Raw genomic sequence first — 17,514 nt, forward strand, 5'->3', positions numbered from 1 at the left:
TTGAAATGTGTTATTAAGGTTATGAAAATAGTATGATGTCTATCGTTTTAGTATATCAATAAACGCTGAGTGTAAGTTGTTTGACCATGAAAAGCAGCGATGTAAATTCCTTGTTGTAAGTAAGGCAAATTTACACTACGTTCTCCTTTTCCCACAGAAAAATCCACAATTTCTGAAAAACACACTTTGCCTGTCAAACTGTATATTTCGAACTTCATTTTTTGAGGTTCAGTAAGTTGATAATCTATCGCATAATTATCAGAACTTTTGATCAACCTAACCCAATTTGGTTCATTTACCAAAACCGAATTGATTGAAGAAACAATATCTAAAGAAAAGGTATTTACAGCAGATGGAGGACTACAAAATGAAGTTTCATTCCATGCAAAAATCCGCCAATAATACGTCAAATTGGGTAGCCAATCATGTATGATAGAAACGGAGTTTTGTGTGACAACCTCTCCTTTAGGATCTAAATTGAAGGCTGAAGAACGGTCATATTCCACATAATAGTACGCTGCATTTGCCACACTTTCCCATTCAAAAGCCACACTATTACTCGATATTTGTGTAGTACCTGAAGGAGTTGTCAACACAATCGGAAATGCCACCGCATCGTTGTTGGGAATAGAATTTGAGTGCAAATAGGCCCTCGATTCATCTTCCAAATCCAAAGACATGAGTACACTTTGTTCGGCAGAAAATTTTTGACGGCAGTTGTCATTGAAGTAGGACATAATTAAACTTTCATCAGGATTAACTGCAATGCTATCAGGCGACAATGCCATTCCATCATAGTTACAAGATTGCTGCCAACCAATGCCGAAATTATAATCTGGAGCCGTATCACACAAAAAATCTCCCGCTATTTCACAGTTAGAACCATCCATGCGTTCGGTAGGAGTTTGTCCATCTGGTGAAATTATTGGGGCGGGATTTCCATGGATAGCAGGGTTCCAAGCCGAGCCATCCCATCCAAAATGAGGGTGTAACAAAGAGAAAAAATGCCCGATTTCATGGGCTGTAGTTTTATTACCTTCTGTAAAAACACTTCTTTGAACAAGCACCCAATCCTTGTTCGCATCATATAAACCTACCACATTGCCGCCTCCAACTGAATTGACCACAAAAATATTCAAAGCCGAATCACGCCTTTCACTCTGCATCGCCAATTGATTCACAACAAAATGACTGTTGGTGAAAATACCATCATGGTTGATAAAATTCAAGCCATTTGGAGTAAGGTAAAATGAGATATTGCTTGCTGCAAACAATTCATTCAACTCACAAAGCACTGTTAGCGCTGTTTCTACTTTTGCTCGCCCCACACCGTTATTGCGTGCTACCAAATGGAATACAATTGGCACTTTGTGTTCAGCCATAGAAAGACTTGGCAAATTGGCATTTGGATTGTTTAAGTGTTTTAGATATTTGGGAAGCCACTGCAATTGATTTTCGTGGCTTACTCCACAATTTTGTGAGAACACAGGTAACACTGAAAATAGGAAAACAAAAAGGGTAACTATTCTACAAATCATAGGCATTTTTTGTAAGGGTTAAATGTAGTGAATAATCAGATGATAGGCTAAGAACTGTTTGAGAATTGGGATTGGGCAATAATATAAAAAAATAATTTCATGCAGCGTTTTCTTCATCCACTCTTTTATAATAGCATAAAACAACAAAATAAATAAACGTATGAAAAACATCCCACATTTTTCCTCAAAAAGAGTATTTGCCTTATTGTTTATGCTATCCTTAGTTACATTCTTTCATGCTTGTGTCAAAGACGAAGACATTGCAATTGAAACCACCTTGTTGCCTGATGCCAAAGAATTGATTCGCACTAATATTTTTGGATTGGTTGTGGACGAAAACGATTTGCCAGTAGTCAATAGCGAAGTCTTTTTGCAAACCGACCAAGGTTTTGAAGTTACTACAACGGACGAAAATGGAAATTTCCTTTATTTAGATGTGCAAGTTGTGCGAGAGGGTGCATTTCTAAAAGTACGAGAAGCAGGGAAATTTGAAGGTTTTCGCAAAATGAATGTGACTCCAAACAGCTACAACTACACCAAAATCAAACTCTTGGATAAAACCATCGTTGGTACAGTTGCTTCAACAACAGGTGGCTCAGTCAGTCATTCGAGTAGTGCCTCTTTGCAGCTACCTGCCAACAGTGTTCGCTACGAAAATGGCGGTGAATATACTGGAGAAGTACATGTAGCAATGTCATGGATAGACCCAACTGCCAGCGATTTACCCGCACGAATGGTGGGAGATTTGAGTGGAATCGACATTCAAGGAACGGAAGTTTATTTAGGAACTTACGGAATGTTGAACGTTGAACTATTGGCGGACAATGGGAATGAATTGCAGCTAAAAGACGGAAGCCATGCCACGCTTTCTTTTCCCGTTCCTACCGAAATTCGCAGTCAAGCCCCATCCACGATTCCGCTTTGGTCTTATGATGAGGACAAAGGCATTTGGATTGAAGAAGGAAGAGCTACTTTGCAAGGTGGATTTTATGTTGGTGATGTGGCGCATTTTAGCTCGTGGAATTGCGACTACAAGGGCGAACGCATTAAATTGTCTGGTAAAGTTATTTCTCGCAATAATGCTGGTAGTGAAATAGTTGTGCCTTTTCTGCAAGTGTATGTCACTGTTGAAGGTATCTTGACTCGTGGCGGATTTTTGAGTAGCGATGGCGAGTTTGAGTTTTACAATTTTCCAGCCAATGAGGTATTCACCATTACCATCTTAGACCGATGCGACAATGTGATTTTTGAGCAACAATACGGGCCTTACTCCAATGATACCGATTTGGCAACAATTGTGGTTCAAGCCAATGACAATGATTTTGTGCTAGTGACAGGTTCGGGAATTGACTGCAATGACAATGCGATAACAGAAGGATATGTTGATTTTGAGCTAGACGACCTTCACTTTGTTTATCCATTGGAGGCTGATGGCACCTTTGAGTTTTCGGTTAATGTTTGTGATGATACTTCAGGGGATATAAATGTGATTGACATTCCCAATTTTAAAGCAAGTCCAGTGCAAACCATAGACCTCACAAGCAGTCCTGTAAATTCGGGCATTTTGCAGGCTTGTGATGAACTCCCTATGTTCTTTGAAATAAAAGTGAAGGGAGCAGCCTTCCACTTATTTTTGAATGTAGATGTGTTTTTTGGCAATCAAAATGGTCAAGTTGGAGGAGATATGATGTCTATCAGTGGAAATGAATTTGATGAAAATGTCAGCAGTTACTATTATGCAAATATTAGTGCAGATATGGTGACAGGTGTGGGTACTTATAGCATTGTGAATGGATATTTTGGGGAAGAATCAACAGAAAGCTATGAACTTGTTCCTTCCATGACCACAATGGAAGTGACTCAATTTGGCGAGAATGTGGGAGATATTATTCGAGGTACATTCACTGGTCAAGCAATCAAGCAAATTACACCAAGTGGTCCGCAAGTGGCAGTAAGTGGGACTTTTAAAGCGGTTAGAAAATAATCATTTCTTATCATATATTGGTCTGTTTTTATTGAATGAGGGAGTACAACACTCCCTCATTTTTTTGTTTTAACAAGGATGAAAATTTTGATTTGCAGAACTTTTGTACTTCAATGGGTGTAGTCAAAGTTAAAAACTGCTTCAAATGACCATTACGATTATAGGCGCAGGCAATGTCGGCTTTCATTTGGCAAATGCTTTGCAGCAAACCCCTCACCAAATACTTCAATTGTTCAGCAGAAACGACCAACGCTTCGAAGCGTTTTCCACCGCTTTAGCCGAAAAAGGTGTGACGGATTGGAATGAAATCAACACACAATCAGATATTTACATCATTGCAGTAAACGACCAAGCCATTGAAGAAGTAAGCCTTCAATTGCAGCAAATTGGGGTGAAAGGTATTGTAGTACATACTTCTGGAGCTACTTCTATACAGGTTTTGAAGCAACATGCTGAATATGGCATTTTTTATCCCCTTCAAACTTTCAGTCAATCCAAAATAGTGGATTGGTCATCTATTCCTTTTTGTATAGATGGAAATACGGAAAGGGTGAAACTCAGGCTTTCGGAACTTGCCCAAACCCTTTCTCCGACAATGCATTTGATGAATGACGAGCAGCGACAAGCCCTGCACGTTGCAGCGGTATTTGTCAATAATTTCACGAATCATCTCTTGACTTTGGGTGAGCAAATCTGTCAAGATTTTGGTGTCCCTTTTGATGTATTGCAGCCTTTGATTCGGGCTACTTTTGAAAAAGTTCAATCAATATCTCCAAAAATTGCTCAAACAGGCCCTGCAATAAGAGGTGATAAAGCTACTCAACAGAAGCATTTAGCATTGCTTCAAAACCATCCCGATAGGCAATTGTTATACCGTTTGATTTCTGAAAGTATTGCGAAATAATCCATTGATATTTCGTACTTTTGGGCTTCAATTTATTGAAAGATAAAATAGAATTATGTATAAAATAACTGTTAAGTTTGAAGAGTCAGATAAAGAAACTCAAGTAATTGAAGTGGAACCTGATTATTCGATTTTGGAAGGTGTGTTGATGAATGATATAGATTTGCACCACAATTGTGGAGGTGTTTGTGCTTGCACAACTTGCCATATTTATTTGACCAAAGGAGACGATTTTGTGGAGGAAATAAGCGATAAGGAAGAAGACTATGTAGATAGGGCCATTCAGCCACGATTGGAGTCTCGCTTGGGTTGTCAGTGTATATTGTTAGAAGGAAGTGGTGAAATTGAAATTACGATTCCTGACCAAAGAAATATTATTGGACACGAACATTAAAAATATCTAATATCAAACTTTAATGTATCATTCAACTCTATTATTCACTTATAGAATAACGGAAGTTGAAAAATCAAAAAACAAATAAAATAATAGCAATATGAGATTCGAAGATGTAGATAATTTACCGATTTTTTGGAAAGACCATGAGGATATTGCAATGAAACTGTATGAGCGTTTCGGAGATGAGTTTACACAAAGCAATATTTATCGAATACGCTTTACGGAGTTGATAGAATGGGTTTTAGAAATTCCAAATTTTGAAGGAGAAAGAGAGGATTGTAGTGAAGGGCATTTGGAGCAGATACAGGCAGCATGGGTGTATGAATGGCGAGAGGAAAATAAATAGTAAGATGATTAGTGAGTTATTTCCAATACAAATTTCATTATGAATCTTTTGGCGAATTTTCGAGGGATTGACACCCTTATTTTTGATGTAGATGGGGTATTTACGAACAGCAATTTGTTGATTACCGAATCAGGTGAACTGCTGCGAACCATGAACACCCGTGATGGCTATGCAGTGAAACGTGCTTTGGATGCGGGTTTGAGGATTGCCATCATCACAGGCGGTAATTCCAAAGGCGTGACCAGTCGTTTGAAGGGTTTGGGAGTCGTAGATATTTATGCAGGTATTCAGCACAAAATAGATGCTTTTGATGAGTTTATTTTGACCTACGACCTTCAAAAATCTCAAATTTTGTATATGGGTGATGACCTTCCCGATCAGGAAGTTATGCTACAAGTGGCGATGCCTGTTTGTCCTGCCGATGCTGTTCCTGAAATTAAGAAGGCGAGCAAATATGTTTCTCCATTGAAGGGGGGAGAAGGGTGTGTGAGGGATGTGATTGAAAAAATATTGAAGTTGAGAGGACAGTGGGACTGAGGCAATGACCCGTCCTGAAAAAAGTTTACAGTTAAAAAATATGTACCGAAATAGATTTATGGTCAAAAAAGCGTCCTAAATAAGGTTGACACTTCAAAAAACCGTCCTAAAATAAGCTTACCCTAAGCTACAAAAAACCAAGTCAGATGAAGCGGAATGTAGTTCTGCTGGGGAGCAACTACACAGGAATAACCTGGCTTAGACAAGTACGTTCTGAATTAAACTAATTTTCAAAATTCTCGCTGTTATTTTTTCTACCATCTTTCTGAATTGAAGCAAGGGCAGATTACAAAAATGGCGAAACTATTTTGAGTTATTATACTAAAATTAGTGACGATTTCTCTGACAGTTTTATCAAATATTAACTGCAAATTTCTCCGAATACTGCCAATGAGTCAGTTGGGTTAAAAAGAGAGTCAAGAACTACAAAAATAATAAAAAAGAAAAAACTGGAGTTTCGTAAGAAATTTGTCAAGGGAGATATGACTTCAAAAGTTTTGAAGAAAAAATGCTTATTCTTTGATTGTTTGTCAATTAGGTAGGCATTTAGGCTGTTTTAATAATCAAGCAAAGAAAAACTATGTTTGTTCAAAAATTATTTGCGATAGATGGAAGGTGCTAAAATTAATTTTTGTTAATTTGTAGGCTATTGATAACAGTATTTGACATTACTATTGGCACAGTCATTGACTTTTATTCTTGATTCTGAAAAAACAACTAACATATATGTTTGAAAAGTTCAATCCATTGAGACTACTAAATGAAGATGTGGAATTTTTACCCTTGGTATCCATTGAAGAAGATGAAGAAGCGCAAGTTGCAGATTATCCCAAAACCATCCCAATACTTCCCCTACGAAATACAGTATTGTTCCCCGGTGTAGTAGTTCCAGTGACTGTTGGGCGAGATAAATCGGTGAAAGCGATAAAAGAAGCCGCAGCAGGAGATAAGTTTATTGGAGTGATTGCTCAGAAAATGTCTCAAGATGATGAACCAGAAGGCAAAGACCTGCACTTAGTGGGTACGATTGCTCGGATTGTGAAAGTATTGAAAATGCCCGATGACCATACAACGGTTATTTTGCATGGTAGAGATAGATTTGCAGTGCAAGAATTTCTTATGGAAGAACCTTTTATTGAAGCGACTTTTGAAATCTTAGAGGATTCAGATACGCCTGATGACAAAGAGTTTGAAGCCTTAATATCTTCGGTTAGAGATATGGCTTCAAAAATTATCAAAATATCCCCTAACCTTCCTTCGGAGATTACCATCATGTTGAAGAACATCGACAATCCCGAATTTCTCATTTACTTCGTTTCCTCCAATCTCAATATAGACCTAGAAGAAAAGCAAAAACTTCTCGAAATCAATGATATTACCAAACGAGCCGAAAGGGTTTTGCACCACCTACATACAGAACTTCAATTGTTGGAGTTGAAAAACAAAATCCAATCCAAAGTCAACCACAATCTCGAAAAACAACAGCGAGATTACTTTCTACACCAACAAATCAAAACCATTCAAGAAGAATTGGGGGGTGAAACTCCAACTTCCGAACTTGAAAGCTACAAACTGAGGGCAAAATTGAAGCAATGGCCCGAAAAAGTACAGAAGGTTTTTGACAAAGAGATACACAAAATCCAACGAATGAACCCTGCTGTGGGGGAATATTCAATGTCGCTCAACTACTTAGATTTGTTGTTGGATTTGCCTTGGATGGATTCTTCAAAGGATGACTTCAATCTGAAACGTGCTGCAAAAATTCTCGAAAGAGATCACTACGGTTTGGGTAAAGTTAAAAACCGAATTTTGGAATATTTAGCGGTTTTGAAGCTCAAAGGAGACATGAAATCACCCATCTTATGTTTTGTAGGCCCTCCAGGTGTGGGTAAAACCTCACTTGGGCGTTCCATTGCTAATTCACTGAAACGCAAATATGTACGCATGTCTTTGGGAGGTGTGCATGATGAATCAGAAATCAGAGGACATCGGCGAACCTATATCGGTTCAATGCCTGGCCGCATCATTCAGGGCATCAAAAAATCGGAAACTAACAACCCCGTTTTTATCTTAGATGAGATAGATAAAGTGGGGCAAGGACATAGAGGTGATCCATCTTCGGCCTTGTTGGAGGTCTTAGATCCTGAGCAAAACGGTACTTTTCACGATAACTATTTGGAGGTCGAATACGATTTGTCGAAAGTGATGTTCATTGCAACAGCCAACTCTCTTTCTACAATTCAGCCTGCCTTGCGTGACCGTATGGAAATTGTACAAATCAGCGGTTATTCGATGGAAGAAAAAGTGGAAATTGCTCGCAAGCACTTGGTCTCCAAACAGCGTGAAGTTCATGGTTTGAAGGCCGATCAAGTGAAAATCTCCAAAAACATCCTCGAACGTATCATCAACAAATATACCCGTGAATCGGGTGTACGAGAGTTGGAGCGCAAAATTGCTTCGGTCATGCGAGCGATTGCGAAATCGGTGGCAATGGAGGAGGAATACAATGTGCGGGTCAGTTTAGCGGATGTAGAGCGTATTTTGGGAAAATATACTTATGAGCGTGGGTTGTATGAAAGTGACAATCCTGCGGGTGTAGCGATTGGTTTGGCGTGGACTTCGGTAGGCGGTGAAATTTTGTTCATCGAAACGAGCTTGAGCAAAGGTAAAGGCAAGTTATTGCTAACAGGAAATTTGGGGGATGTAATGAAGGAATCGGTGTCAACGGCTTTGAGCTACTTGAAAGCGCATGGCAGCAAGTTGGGCATTGACCCCGAACGTTTTGACGAAACGGACTTCCACATCCATGTTCCCGAAGGCGCAACACCTAAGGATGGGCCTTCGGCTGGTGTTGCTATGCTCTCGGCTTTGGCTTCTGCGTTCACTGGCCGAAAAATCAGACCTTATACCGCAATGACAGGGGAGATTACCCTACGTGGCAAGGTGCTTCCTGTGGGTGGCATCAAGGAGAAAATCTTGGCTGCCAAACGTGCGGGTATCAAGCATGTGATGCTCTGCAAAATGAACCAAAAGGACGTGGAAGAAATCAATCCTGACTTTATCAAAGGGGTAGAATTTAAGTACGTAGAGAGGATGTCGGAGGTATTGGAGTGGATTTTGATGTAGCACACTTCGATAGGCTAAAACTTTAACAATAGTTGAAACTGATTGAATACAAGAGTACTATGAAAAAAGGCTGTTTGTTGTTAATAGTTTTCGTTCTGTTGATTGGGTGTGAAACTATCAAAATGGATAGAGATATTGGAGCTTACGGAGAGATTCAAAGTGTTTTTAATCAAGCCGAAATCAATGACCTCAGAATAATATTGAATTTCTTTGATGATGTTGTCTGTAAGTCTGAGAATGTAGAAAAAAGTAATGTATTGGAAGCCTACGAGAAATACTTCAAGAGAATGGATGAAACTTCTACAGACATGAATGTTGATATTCGAATAGATGGTCAAAGACAACAAAACTTATTTCAAAAAATTGGTTCTCCCACATTCAATCAAATTTGGACAAAAAGCCTTCAAAATAGTAAAAAATCAGTCGCATTTGAAGCAATAGAATTGAATTCTAAGGGAAAATATCTCAAATTCTTGCATGAGTTTGGAAAGAACAAACCGTGGGTAAATGCCTATTACGAAAAATTTAACTTGTCTTTAAGTTTATCTCCTTCAATGATTTGGGATATATTGCGTCACCATGAAAAATTTGATATGACTGATGAAAGAACAAAGTTGGTAATTGCCATACATTATCTATCCTTGAATGAGTTACAAAAAAATATACAGAAATGGCAGCGGATTTAGAGACCCGAACTAACTGAAGATGCCGAAGAAGTTTGAAAGTTATGGTTAAACTCTGGATTTAATGAGGAAAAACCTTTAACTGTTGACTTTGAGTTTTATTCAGGAAATAAAATAGCTGTGGAAAAAATTTGTACTTAGTTTAAGAGAGCAATCATGTGATGTGATAGTCAATACAAAAAGAATGTGGATATTTTTGAAAGGATAGGAAATAAAAGCTTCAATGAAACATACTTGGACTCTCGACGAATTACAAACGATGATAAAATATTTTGGTACTTTAACAAGCGAATTTGATTTATTGATATAGGGTAGTGGAGCATTGATTAACCAAGATTGAAAATGACCTACCTACAAAAAATCCCACATTTAAGTTCCAAACATTACCATAATTCAAAATTTATTCGTTTTTTTGGGTAATCGGGAACTAATGAGCATTATTTTGATGTATTGATACTATACAAAGAATACTGCAAATTATTCTTAGTCAAAGTTTTGTTATGTAAACTTACCCATCCCTATGACCCAATTACTGCAAGAAGCTTTCTGGGCTTCCAATATTCCCATGACCATTTTATTAATTATTATGTTGCTGTATGCACTGCTGACCATTGCAGGAGCGATAGACATGGATTCATTAGATATTGATATGGACGGAGATGTGGATATAGACACAGATGTTGATATTTCTGGAGGAATAGGTGGATTTAGTGGTTTTTTATCCTTCTTAAATGTAGGCAAAATACCTTTGATGATACACCTCTTTTTCTTGATTTCGATTATGTGGTTGATTTCGATGGTCGTCAATGGCAACTTGAACAATCAATCTTTGGGAATGGGATTGCTTTTCCTTTTTCCCAACTTCTTTGTCAGTTTGATTCTCACCAAAATCGTCACAACTCCTTTTATTTCTTACTTCAAAGAACTCCGAAAAAAGCATGTAGATGCCGATTTGATTGGAGAATTGTGTAAAATTACTGTTCGAACTACACAGACGAGTTTTGGACAAGCCACAATTTTTACCAAAGAAAATATCTATTTGACTATCAATGTGAAAGCCATTGAAGGGCAAGATTTACAGAAAGGAACACAGGCGATTTTGATAGACAAAGTGGAAGAAAAAGGTTACTATATCGTCAAGAGGTTTGAAGAAAGTACCTTGTGAAATAACTGAAAACCCAAAACTTCCCATGTCTGTATTGAAAACGAAAAACATTTTTTTATTCTATAAAACCTAATCACTATGATTTATGTCATTGCTGCAATAGTGTTATTTATCCTAATTTTGGTAACTGTATTTGCTGCAACAGCAGCTTTTTATCAAAAAGTGCCACAAGGAAAAGCCCTTGTCAAAACAGGACGTGGCGGAACAGAAGTGTCCTTCAACGGCATGTGGGTCATTCCGATTTTCCACAAAAAAGAATGGATGGATATTTCTTTGAAGAAATTAGAAATTGAACGCATAGGCGAGGAGGGTTTGATTTGTAAGGACAATATGCGGGCAGACATCAAGGTCGTCTTTTTTGTGCGGGTCAATCCAACCAAAGAGGATGTAGTGAAAGTAGCACAAACCATTGGTTGTGAACGTGCTTCTGATACTGAAACTTTGATTAGTCTTTTTGAAGCCAAGTTTTCGGAGGCATTGAAGAGTGTAGGTAAGCGGTTTGATTTTGTAGAACTCTACAATTCTAGGGAAGAATTTCGTAAAGAAATTGTGGAAGTGATTGGACCTGAAGATTTGAACGGCTATGTATTGGACGATTCTGCAATTGACTTTTTGGAACAAACACCTGTTTCTTACCTCAAAGCAGACAATATTTTGGATGCCCAAGGTATCAAGAAAATTGCGGATCTAACTGCCGTAGAGCATGTTGCAGCCAACTTGATTCGCAGGGAAGAAGAAAAGACCATCAAAAAACAAGATGTAGAAGCTAGAGAAGCAATTTTGGAATTAGAGCGACAATTGGCTGGAAAAGAGGCGGTTCAGGAAAGAGAAATTGCAGCGATTCAAGCGAGAGAAACCGCAGAACGTCAGAAGATAGAACAAGAGGAAAAATTGAAGTCGGAACGTGCAAGGATTGCCACGGAAGAAGAAGTAGCAATTGCAGAACAAAACAAACAACGCCAGGTGATTGTAGCAGAGAAGCAGAAAGAAAAAGTAGAGGCAATCGAAACGGAAAAGGTCATTAAAGAACGCGAATTGGAGGTGACTGAGCGTGAAAAAGTAGTGACTTTGGCACAAATTGCAAAGGAGAAAGCAGTGGAGGAGGAGCGTAAAAATATTCAAGATGTTATCAGAGAAAGGGTAGTTGTGGAACGAGCAGTGGTGGAAGAAGAGGAGAAAATCAAAGATACCAAAGCTTTTGCAGATGCAGATAGGAGCAAACAGGTGGCTTTGACCAAGGCATCGGAGTTGGCTGAAGAGGCTTTATTGACCACAACGAAAGCAGCAGAAGCGGATAAATTGGCGGCAGAAGTGCAGGCTCAAAAACGAATGATTGATGCCGAGGCTGCAAAAAATGCGTCGGTGAAAGATGCGGAGGCTATCAAAATTTTGGCGGATGCAAAGGCTCATGAGGAGGCTGCAATTGGCAAGTCTGAGGCGCAAGTGATTGAAGCGAAGGCAAATGCTGCTGAGAAACAAGGTATGGTAGAAGCCATTTTGATTGAGCAAAAAGCATTGGCAGAATCTAAAGCGATTGAATCAAAAGCTGCTGCTCACAAAAAACAAGGAATGATTGAAGCCGAAGTGTTTGAATCACAGGGCTTGGCAGAGGCAAAGGTGATTGAAGAACAAGGTAAAGCTGAAGCAATGAAGATTGAAGGTTTGGCAGTAGCGGAAGCGAAGGGGATGGAAAGAAAGGCCTTAGCAGAAGCGAAAGGCTTGGAACAGAAAGGTTTGGCAGAGGCATTGGGCGTGAAGGAAATGGGATTGGCAGAAGCGGCTGGCATTGAGCAAAAAGCGGAAGCGATGAAAAAATTGGACGGCGTGGGCAAAGAGCATGAGGAATTCAAATTGAAGTTGGAGAAACAAAAAGCCATCGAATTGGCTGCAATTGAAGTCCAAAAAGCCGTTGCAGAAGCACAAGCTAAAGCTTTAGCAGAAGCCTTCAAATCTACGAAAATTGACATCGTGGGTGGTGAAACCATGTTCTACGAAAATGTGATGAAAGCCATTGGACGTGGCAAAACGCTTGACCAATTCATTGACAATAGCAAAAACTTGACGAGCTTGAAAAACAACTTGTTGGGTGATGGCAGTGAGCCGATTATCGAGCAGTTACGCAATTTTGTGGGGCAGTTCAATGTGAGCAGTGAGGACATCAAAAACTTGAGTATTGCGAATTTGATTTACAAAATGAGCAATATGACGGACGACAAATCACAAAAGGGCATCTTGCAGCAGTTGTTGGCGATGGCGAAGAAAATGGGATTGGAGGACGAAACGGCTGATAAGATTGGGCTGTAAGAATTGATATTGGAAAATTAAAATTTGTGAGGTGTTGGGCTTAATGAAGTTCAACACCTTTTTTTGTGGGTAAAAAATAATCCCATTCATCGCTTAGTTTTTTTAATTTTATGACCTTCTTTCATATTTCAAACAAATACAATGAAACAAACAAGACGCATTTTTATCAAAAAGACAGGGCAAGTTGTTGCAGGTTTAGGCTTGGTATCAGGTATTCCATTGATTTCAAGTTGTGGTAGTCCTTCTGCAAATGTGGATCAAGAGTTGGAAAAAGGAGCTGAAAAAGAAGTGGAAAAAGCAAGTACTGGAGAATTGTTCTTCAAAATTTCCTTGGCACAGTGGTCTTTGAACAAAAGCCTTTTTGCAGGAGAAATGGACAACCTTGATTTTGCTGCAAAAGCCAAAAACGACTTTGGCATTGAAGCGGTTGAGTATGTCAATCAGTTTTTCAAAGACAAAGCTGAAGACCAAACATATTTGGCTGAGATGAAAAAACGGGCAGCCGATAATGGTGTAAAAAGCCTTTTGATTATGATTGACGGAGAAGGGGGATTGGGCGATACGGATGATGCCAAACGAAAGCAAGCGGTTGAAAATCACTACAAATGGGTGGAAGCAGCCAAGTTTTTGGGCTGTCATTCGATTCGGGTCAATGCTTATGGGGAAGGAACGGCTGCTGATGTTGCAAAAGCTGCAGTAGATGGTTTGGGGAGTTTGGCTGAATTTGCTGCAAAATCAGGAATGAATGTGATTGTAGAAAACCACGGAGGATATTCTTCTAATGGTATGTGGCTCACCAATGTTATGAATGAAATTCACCGAACAAACTGCGGCACATTGCCCGATTTTGGCAATTTCTGCTTGAAGCAAACACAAGAAGAAAATTGGCAAGACCGCAAGTGTTTGGACGAATACGACCGCTATAAAGGGGTGCGTGAAATGATGCCGTTGGCAAAAGCGGTCAGCGCAAAAACCCACGATTTTGACGAAAACGGCAATGAAACCCATACAGACTACAAAAAAATGATGCAAATCGTGAAGGATGCGGGTTATACAGGTTATGTTGGAGTAGAATATGAAGGTAGAGAGATGCCAGCAGAGGATGGGATTAGAGCTACTAAGGCTTTGTTGGAGAGAGTCGGTAAGGAGTTGAGTTAGAGGTAAGACATATAGAAGACAGATGCAAGAACCAAGACAGGATGGTTTTGGCATAAAATTCGCAGGAATTGCTCAATAGCGGTGGGTTTCGAAATCCACCGCTATTGAGCATTTTTTTTTTAGGCTCAACCACATCCACCTCTCCAGTCTCTTTTTTTAATTGTTTGAACCCTGCAAATAATGATTCAGAAGATAAAAACATTGGCGAAAGGCAACCCCCAATTGAAGAGATTTTTACTCCGATTGTTGATTCCCAAAAACGATTTTCGTCCTCGCTGGTGGGTGCGTAATTTTTGGAATCCATTGAAACACAAGCGTGGTAAGAATGTGATCATTAGAAGGGATACTCGTTTAGATGTCTTGCCCTTCAACCAGTTCACCATTGACGACCGTTCGCTGATTGAATCCTTTGCAGTGGTCAATAATGGCTTGGGCGATGTACATATCGGCAAAGATACCCTCATTGGTTTGTCCAATTCCTTGATTGGCCCGCTTCGAGTCGGCAATGATGTCATGTTTGCCCAAAATGTGATTTTGTCGGGATTGAATCATGGTTATGAAGACATCACAACCCCAATTCGCCAACAAAAATGCACAACCAGCGAAATTGTGGTAGAAGACAATGTTTGGATTGGGGCAAATGCCATTGTTACAGCAGGGGTTCGCATCGGTAAAAACTCTATCGTTGCAGCGGGAAGTGTGGTTACAAAAGATGTACCGTTTTATACGATTGTAGCTGGAAATCCTGCCAAACCCATAAAGCAATACAACTTTGAAACGGAAACTTGGGAGCGAATCAATACTACCGCCAAATCAAGCGAAAAGTCAAATTTTAGCTTAAAAACGGAGCATTAGACAAATATCCCTCCTAATACTTCAATTCTTTTGTTCAAATCTTGATTGTCCCTAACTGCACCACCACCAAAATCAGTTTCTATCGTTTCAGGAGCTACAATATTGGCTCTTATATTCCTTTCTCCCAATTCTTTAGCTTAATATTGGGTAAGTGCTTCCAGCCCGCCTTTCATAGTAGCATAAGCTGCGTATCCAGGGAATGAAAAACGAGTAAGTCCCGAAGAAATATTGACAATACTACCGCCATCATTCATCAGTGGCAGAATTTTTTGAGTTAAGAAAAAAGGTGCTTTTAGGTGAATATCTACCATCGAGTCAATAGATATTGTAGCCATTTGTCTTGTTTGCAAAATTCACCAAGATAAGACAAGAACTCGATTTATAAAAAACAAACAGAAATTTGGTTTAGACCTCCATCTCCAAAGTCCGCATCAAAAACCGCATTTCGTAGTCCAAATCGTCAATTGTTTGTTGTACCGATTTGCCCGAACCATGACCGCTATCGTAGTCGATATAGAGCATAATCGGATTGATTTGTCCCGTATTGTTTTGAAGGGCAGCTACCATTTTTTTGGCGTGAAGTGGATCTACACGAGTATCATTTTCACCCGCTTTGAATAAAGTAGTCGGCAAATTCACTCCCATTCGGATGTTGTGGTAAGGAGAGTAGGAGAGTAGATAGCGGAAATCGGCCTCTATATCAGGGTCTCCATATTCTGGAATCCAATAGCGGGCAATCAAGAACTTATGGTAGCGAATCATATCCAATAAAGGAACGGAACATATTGCTGCTTGAAACAAATCTGGGCGTTGGGTGATGACCGCACCAATCAACAAACCGCCATTGCTGCCCCCTTCAATGGCCAATTTTTTGGTATTGGTGTATTGTTGTTCAATCAAATATTCACTTGCTGCAATGAAATCATCAAAGCAGTTTTGTTTTTTGAACTGCATTCCGTCTTTGTGCCAATTCTCGCCATATTCATCACCGCCTCTGATGCAAGCTAAGGCAAAAATGCCTCCTCGATTGATAAATGGCGCATAAGCTCCCACAAAAACAGGATACCGCCCAACATTGAAGCCGCCGTAGGCAGTCAGTCGAACAGGATTGTTGCCGTCCAATTGAAGGTCTTTTTGGTGTACCAAAAACAAAGGCACTTTTGTGCCATCCTTTGAAGGATAAAACACCAATTTGGATTCTATGTTGCTCATATCCATAGGTGTCTCCTGCTGATGGAAAAAAGTCCACTCCAGAGTGCTGCCATCCAATTTGTAAATAATTGCTGGATTGGTGAAGCTCGAAATATGAACAAAAACGGTATTGGAGTAATGGTGATAACCCAAAGAAGATACATTTCCTTCAATGGGTAACGGCAATTCTTTCAGCAACTTTCCCTCTTTGGAATAGACAAAGAGACGACTCAATACATCCTTTTTTTCTTGTGTGATGATGAAGTCTTTGGTGACTTGATAACCTTGCAGTACGATGTCCGCTTTTTCGTCAATCAATTCCCGCCAATGCTCAAAAGTAGCCTGTGATTTGTCGGCCACCATCAGCTTGAAGTTGGGGGCTTCGTGATTGGTGAAAAAGTAAATGTTGTCGCCAATGGCATTGGGGTGTGCTTGGGATTCTTTGCTGCTAAACAACTCAATGCTTGCTTGTTCGGCAGAATTGCGAAAAGGTAACATGCGTATGGTATTGGAATTGAAGTCGGCTTCCGAAATGAAACTGACATCGCTGTGTTTAGCATCCCAAATACTCGTGAAATCTTTGGCATCTTTGGGTGCAATGAGGAAAATGTCTTCACTGTGAGGTCTGCCGAGTTGGTGGCGGTATGTTCGGAGTGGTATTTGTTTTTCGAGCATTTCCATGCTACCTTTTGTGATGTAGGCGTGTTTGCCATCTCTGCACCAATTGAAGCCTCGAAGATTGGGAATGGGGTCAAAAAGTTGTTTGCCTGTTTCTATATCTAATACATAACAGGTCTGAATCTCTGCGCCTTTTGTTTGGCAGCCAATCGCTATTGTATCGTTTTGATGGTTGATAGATAGGCTCAAAATGGCGGTTTGCCCCTCAGGATCTATGCTGGTCGGGTCAAACAATACCTTTTCTTTTCCTTCAATGATGGTAAACAACGTGTGTTGGGCTTCTCCTTTTTTGCGGCGGTAGAAAAACTGCTTGTCGCCTCGAAAAAAGACGGAACTGGTTATGTCTCGATTGATATATGCCTCCAATTCTTCTTCCAGACCTTCAATGGGTGGACAATTGGCATCCAAATAATCAAGGGTTGCATCGTGTTGATCGGCAGTCCATTCGATAACCGTTTCATCGTTTTTGTCTTCGAGCCATTGGTAACAATCGGTTAGTCGTGTGCCATGTAGTTCGTCAATGATGGGTTGGGAAGGGGTGACTGGGGGATTGAAGGGAACAGAATCATTGAGGTTTAACATATCAAGAAGATAAAATTTTGATAATAGTGGATTGTTTATTAAGAGTTGCAAAAGTACGATTATTGT

14 protein-coding genes are annotated in these 17,514 nt (G+C 39.7%); 11 read left to right on the forward strand and 3 right to left on the reverse strand.

Translation table 11 applies throughout. The annotated features are described in order from the left end of the window. Positions 1-47: 47 nt before the first annotated feature. Complete coding sequence (locus R3E32_26275; GenBank protein MEZ4888264.1) at positions 48-1,538, reverse strand: hypothetical protein; 1,491 nt, start codon at positions 1,536-1,538, stop codon at positions 48-50. Between the two features lie 160 nt (positions 1,539-1,698). On the opposite strand from R3E32_26275, the gene R3E32_26280 reads away from it, so the two are divergent. The 11 genes from R3E32_26280 (at position 1,699) to R3E32_26330 (ending at position 14,997) form a co-directional block, all read left to right on the forward strand. Further along, a complete protein-coding gene (locus R3E32_26280) occupies positions 1,699-3,522 on the forward strand; it encodes a hypothetical protein (GenBank protein MEZ4888265.1) in 1,824 nt (607 codons plus the stop codon). A 145-nt stretch (positions 3,523-3,667) separates the two neighbouring features. Further along, positions 3,668-4,426 carry a DUF2520 domain-containing protein gene (locus R3E32_26285; protein MEZ4888266.1) on the forward strand — a complete coding sequence of 253 codons (759 nt, stop codon included), beginning with the start codon at positions 3,668-3,670 and terminating at the stop codon, positions 4,424-4,426. 55 nt (positions 4,427-4,481) lie between these two features. After that, a complete protein-coding gene (locus R3E32_26290; GenBank protein ID MEZ4888267.1) occupies positions 4,482-4,820 on the forward strand; it encodes a 2Fe-2S iron-sulfur cluster-binding protein in 339 nt (112 codons plus the stop codon). A 100-nt stretch (positions 4,821-4,920) separates the two neighbouring features. Continuing rightward, positions 4,921-5,169 (forward strand): Fe-S cluster assembly protein IscX, encoded by a 249-nt coding sequence (gene iscX / locus R3E32_26295; GenBank protein ID MEZ4888268.1) that lies wholly within the window; start codon positions 4,921-4,923, stop codon positions 5,167-5,169. 39 nt (positions 5,170-5,208) lie between these two features. Then, complete coding sequence (locus R3E32_26300) at positions 5,209-5,706, forward strand: HAD hydrolase family protein (GenBank protein MEZ4888269.1); 498 nt, start codon at positions 5,209-5,211, stop codon at positions 5,704-5,706. Between the two features lie 726 nt (positions 5,707-6,432). Further along, positions 6,433-8,832, forward strand: a complete 2,400-nt coding sequence (lon, locus tag R3E32_26305; GenBank protein ID MEZ4888270.1) for an endopeptidase La — start codon at positions 6,433-6,435, stop codon at positions 8,830-8,832. 59 nt (positions 8,833-8,891) lie between these two features. Then, positions 8,892-9,518 (forward strand): hypothetical protein, encoded by a 627-nt coding sequence (locus R3E32_26310; protein MEZ4888271.1) that lies wholly within the window; start codon positions 8,892-8,894, stop codon positions 9,516-9,518. A gap of 517 nt (positions 9,519-10,035) precedes the next feature. Further along, positions 10,036-10,680, forward strand: a complete 645-nt coding sequence (locus tag R3E32_26315) for a DUF1449 family protein (protein MEZ4888272.1) — start codon at positions 10,036-10,038, stop codon at positions 10,678-10,680. A gap of 78 nt (positions 10,681-10,758) precedes the next feature. After that, on the forward strand, positions 10,759-12,984 hold the full coding sequence (locus tag R3E32_26320; protein MEZ4888273.1) for a hypothetical protein: 2,226 nt from the start codon (positions 10,759-10,761) through the stop codon (positions 12,982-12,984). A gap of 141 nt (positions 12,985-13,125) precedes the next feature. Beyond that, entirely contained in the window at positions 13,126-14,142 is a 1,017-nt protein-coding gene (locus tag R3E32_26325; protein MEZ4888274.1) for a sugar phosphate isomerase/epimerase family protein, read from the forward strand. Positions 14,143-14,322: 180 nt separating this feature from the next. Further along, positions 14,323-14,997 carry an acyltransferase gene (locus R3E32_26330; GenBank protein MEZ4888275.1) on the forward strand — a complete coding sequence of 225 codons (675 nt, stop codon included), beginning with the start codon at positions 14,323-14,325 and terminating at the stop codon, positions 14,995-14,997. 137 nt (positions 14,998-15,134) lie between these two features. On the opposite strand, the gene R3E32_26335 is transcribed toward R3E32_26330, so the two are convergent. After that, positions 15,135-15,332: an SDR family oxidoreductase gene (locus tag R3E32_26335; GenBank protein ID MEZ4888276.1), complete on the reverse strand. Its 198-nt coding sequence runs from the start codon at positions 15,330-15,332 to the stop codon at positions 15,135-15,137. A 70-nt stretch (positions 15,333-15,402) separates the two neighbouring features. Continuing rightward, positions 15,403-17,448, reverse strand: a complete 2,046-nt coding sequence (locus tag R3E32_26340; protein MEZ4888277.1) for a prolyl oligopeptidase family serine peptidase — start codon at positions 17,446-17,448, stop codon at positions 15,403-15,405. Positions 17,449-17,514: the final 66 nt, after the last annotated feature.

It is taken from the genome of Chitinophagales bacterium (assembly GCA_041392475.1).
GTDB lineage: Bacteria > Bacteroidota > Bacteroidia > Chitinophagales > UBA2359 > JAUHXA01.

Bases quoted from the DNA above. Each gene is read 5' to 3' on its own strand.
- R3E32_26275 (MEZ4888264.1), bottom strand. From the start codon at position 1,538: ATGATTTGTAGAATAGTTACCCTTTTTGTTTTCCTATTTTCAGTGTTA.
- R3E32_26280 (MEZ4888265.1), top strand. From the start codon at position 1,699: ATGAAAAACATCCCACATTTTTCCTCAAAAAGAGTATTTGCCTTATTG.
- R3E32_26285 (MEZ4888266.1), top strand. From the start codon at position 3,668: ATGACCATTACGATTATAGGCGCAGGCAATGTCGGCTTTCATTTGGCA.
- R3E32_26290 (MEZ4888267.1), top strand. From the start codon at position 4,482: ATGTATAAAATAACTGTTAAGTTTGAAGAGTCAGATAAAGAAACTCAA.
- iscX (MEZ4888268.1), top strand. From the start codon at position 4,921: ATGAGATTCGAAGATGTAGATAATTTACCGATTTTTTGGAAAGACCAT.
- R3E32_26300 (MEZ4888269.1), top strand. From the start codon at position 5,209: ATGAATCTTTTGGCGAATTTTCGAGGGATTGACACCCTTATTTTTGAT.
- lon (MEZ4888270.1), top strand. From the start codon at position 6,433: ATGTTTGAAAAGTTCAATCCATTGAGACTACTAAATGAAGATGTGGAA.
- R3E32_26310 (MEZ4888271.1), top strand. From the start codon at position 8,892: ATGAAAAAAGGCTGTTTGTTGTTAATAGTTTTCGTTCTGTTGATTGGG.
- R3E32_26315 (MEZ4888272.1), top strand. From the start codon at position 10,036: ATGACCCAATTACTGCAAGAAGCTTTCTGGGCTTCCAATATTCCCATG.
- R3E32_26320 (MEZ4888273.1), top strand. From the start codon at position 10,759: ATGATTTATGTCATTGCTGCAATAGTGTTATTTATCCTAATTTTGGTA.
- R3E32_26325 (MEZ4888274.1), top strand. From the start codon at position 13,126: ATGAAACAAACAAGACGCATTTTTATCAAAAAGACAGGGCAAGTTGTT.
- R3E32_26330 (MEZ4888275.1), top strand. From the start codon at position 14,323: ATGATTCAGAAGATAAAAACATTGGCGAAAGGCAACCCCCAATTGAAG.
- R3E32_26335 (MEZ4888276.1), bottom strand. From the start codon at position 15,332: ATGGCTACAATATCTATTGACTCGATGGTAGATATTCACCTAAAAGCA.
- R3E32_26340 (MEZ4888277.1), bottom strand. From the start codon at position 17,448: ATGTTAAACCTCAATGATTCTGTTCCCTTCAATCCCCCAGTCACCCCT.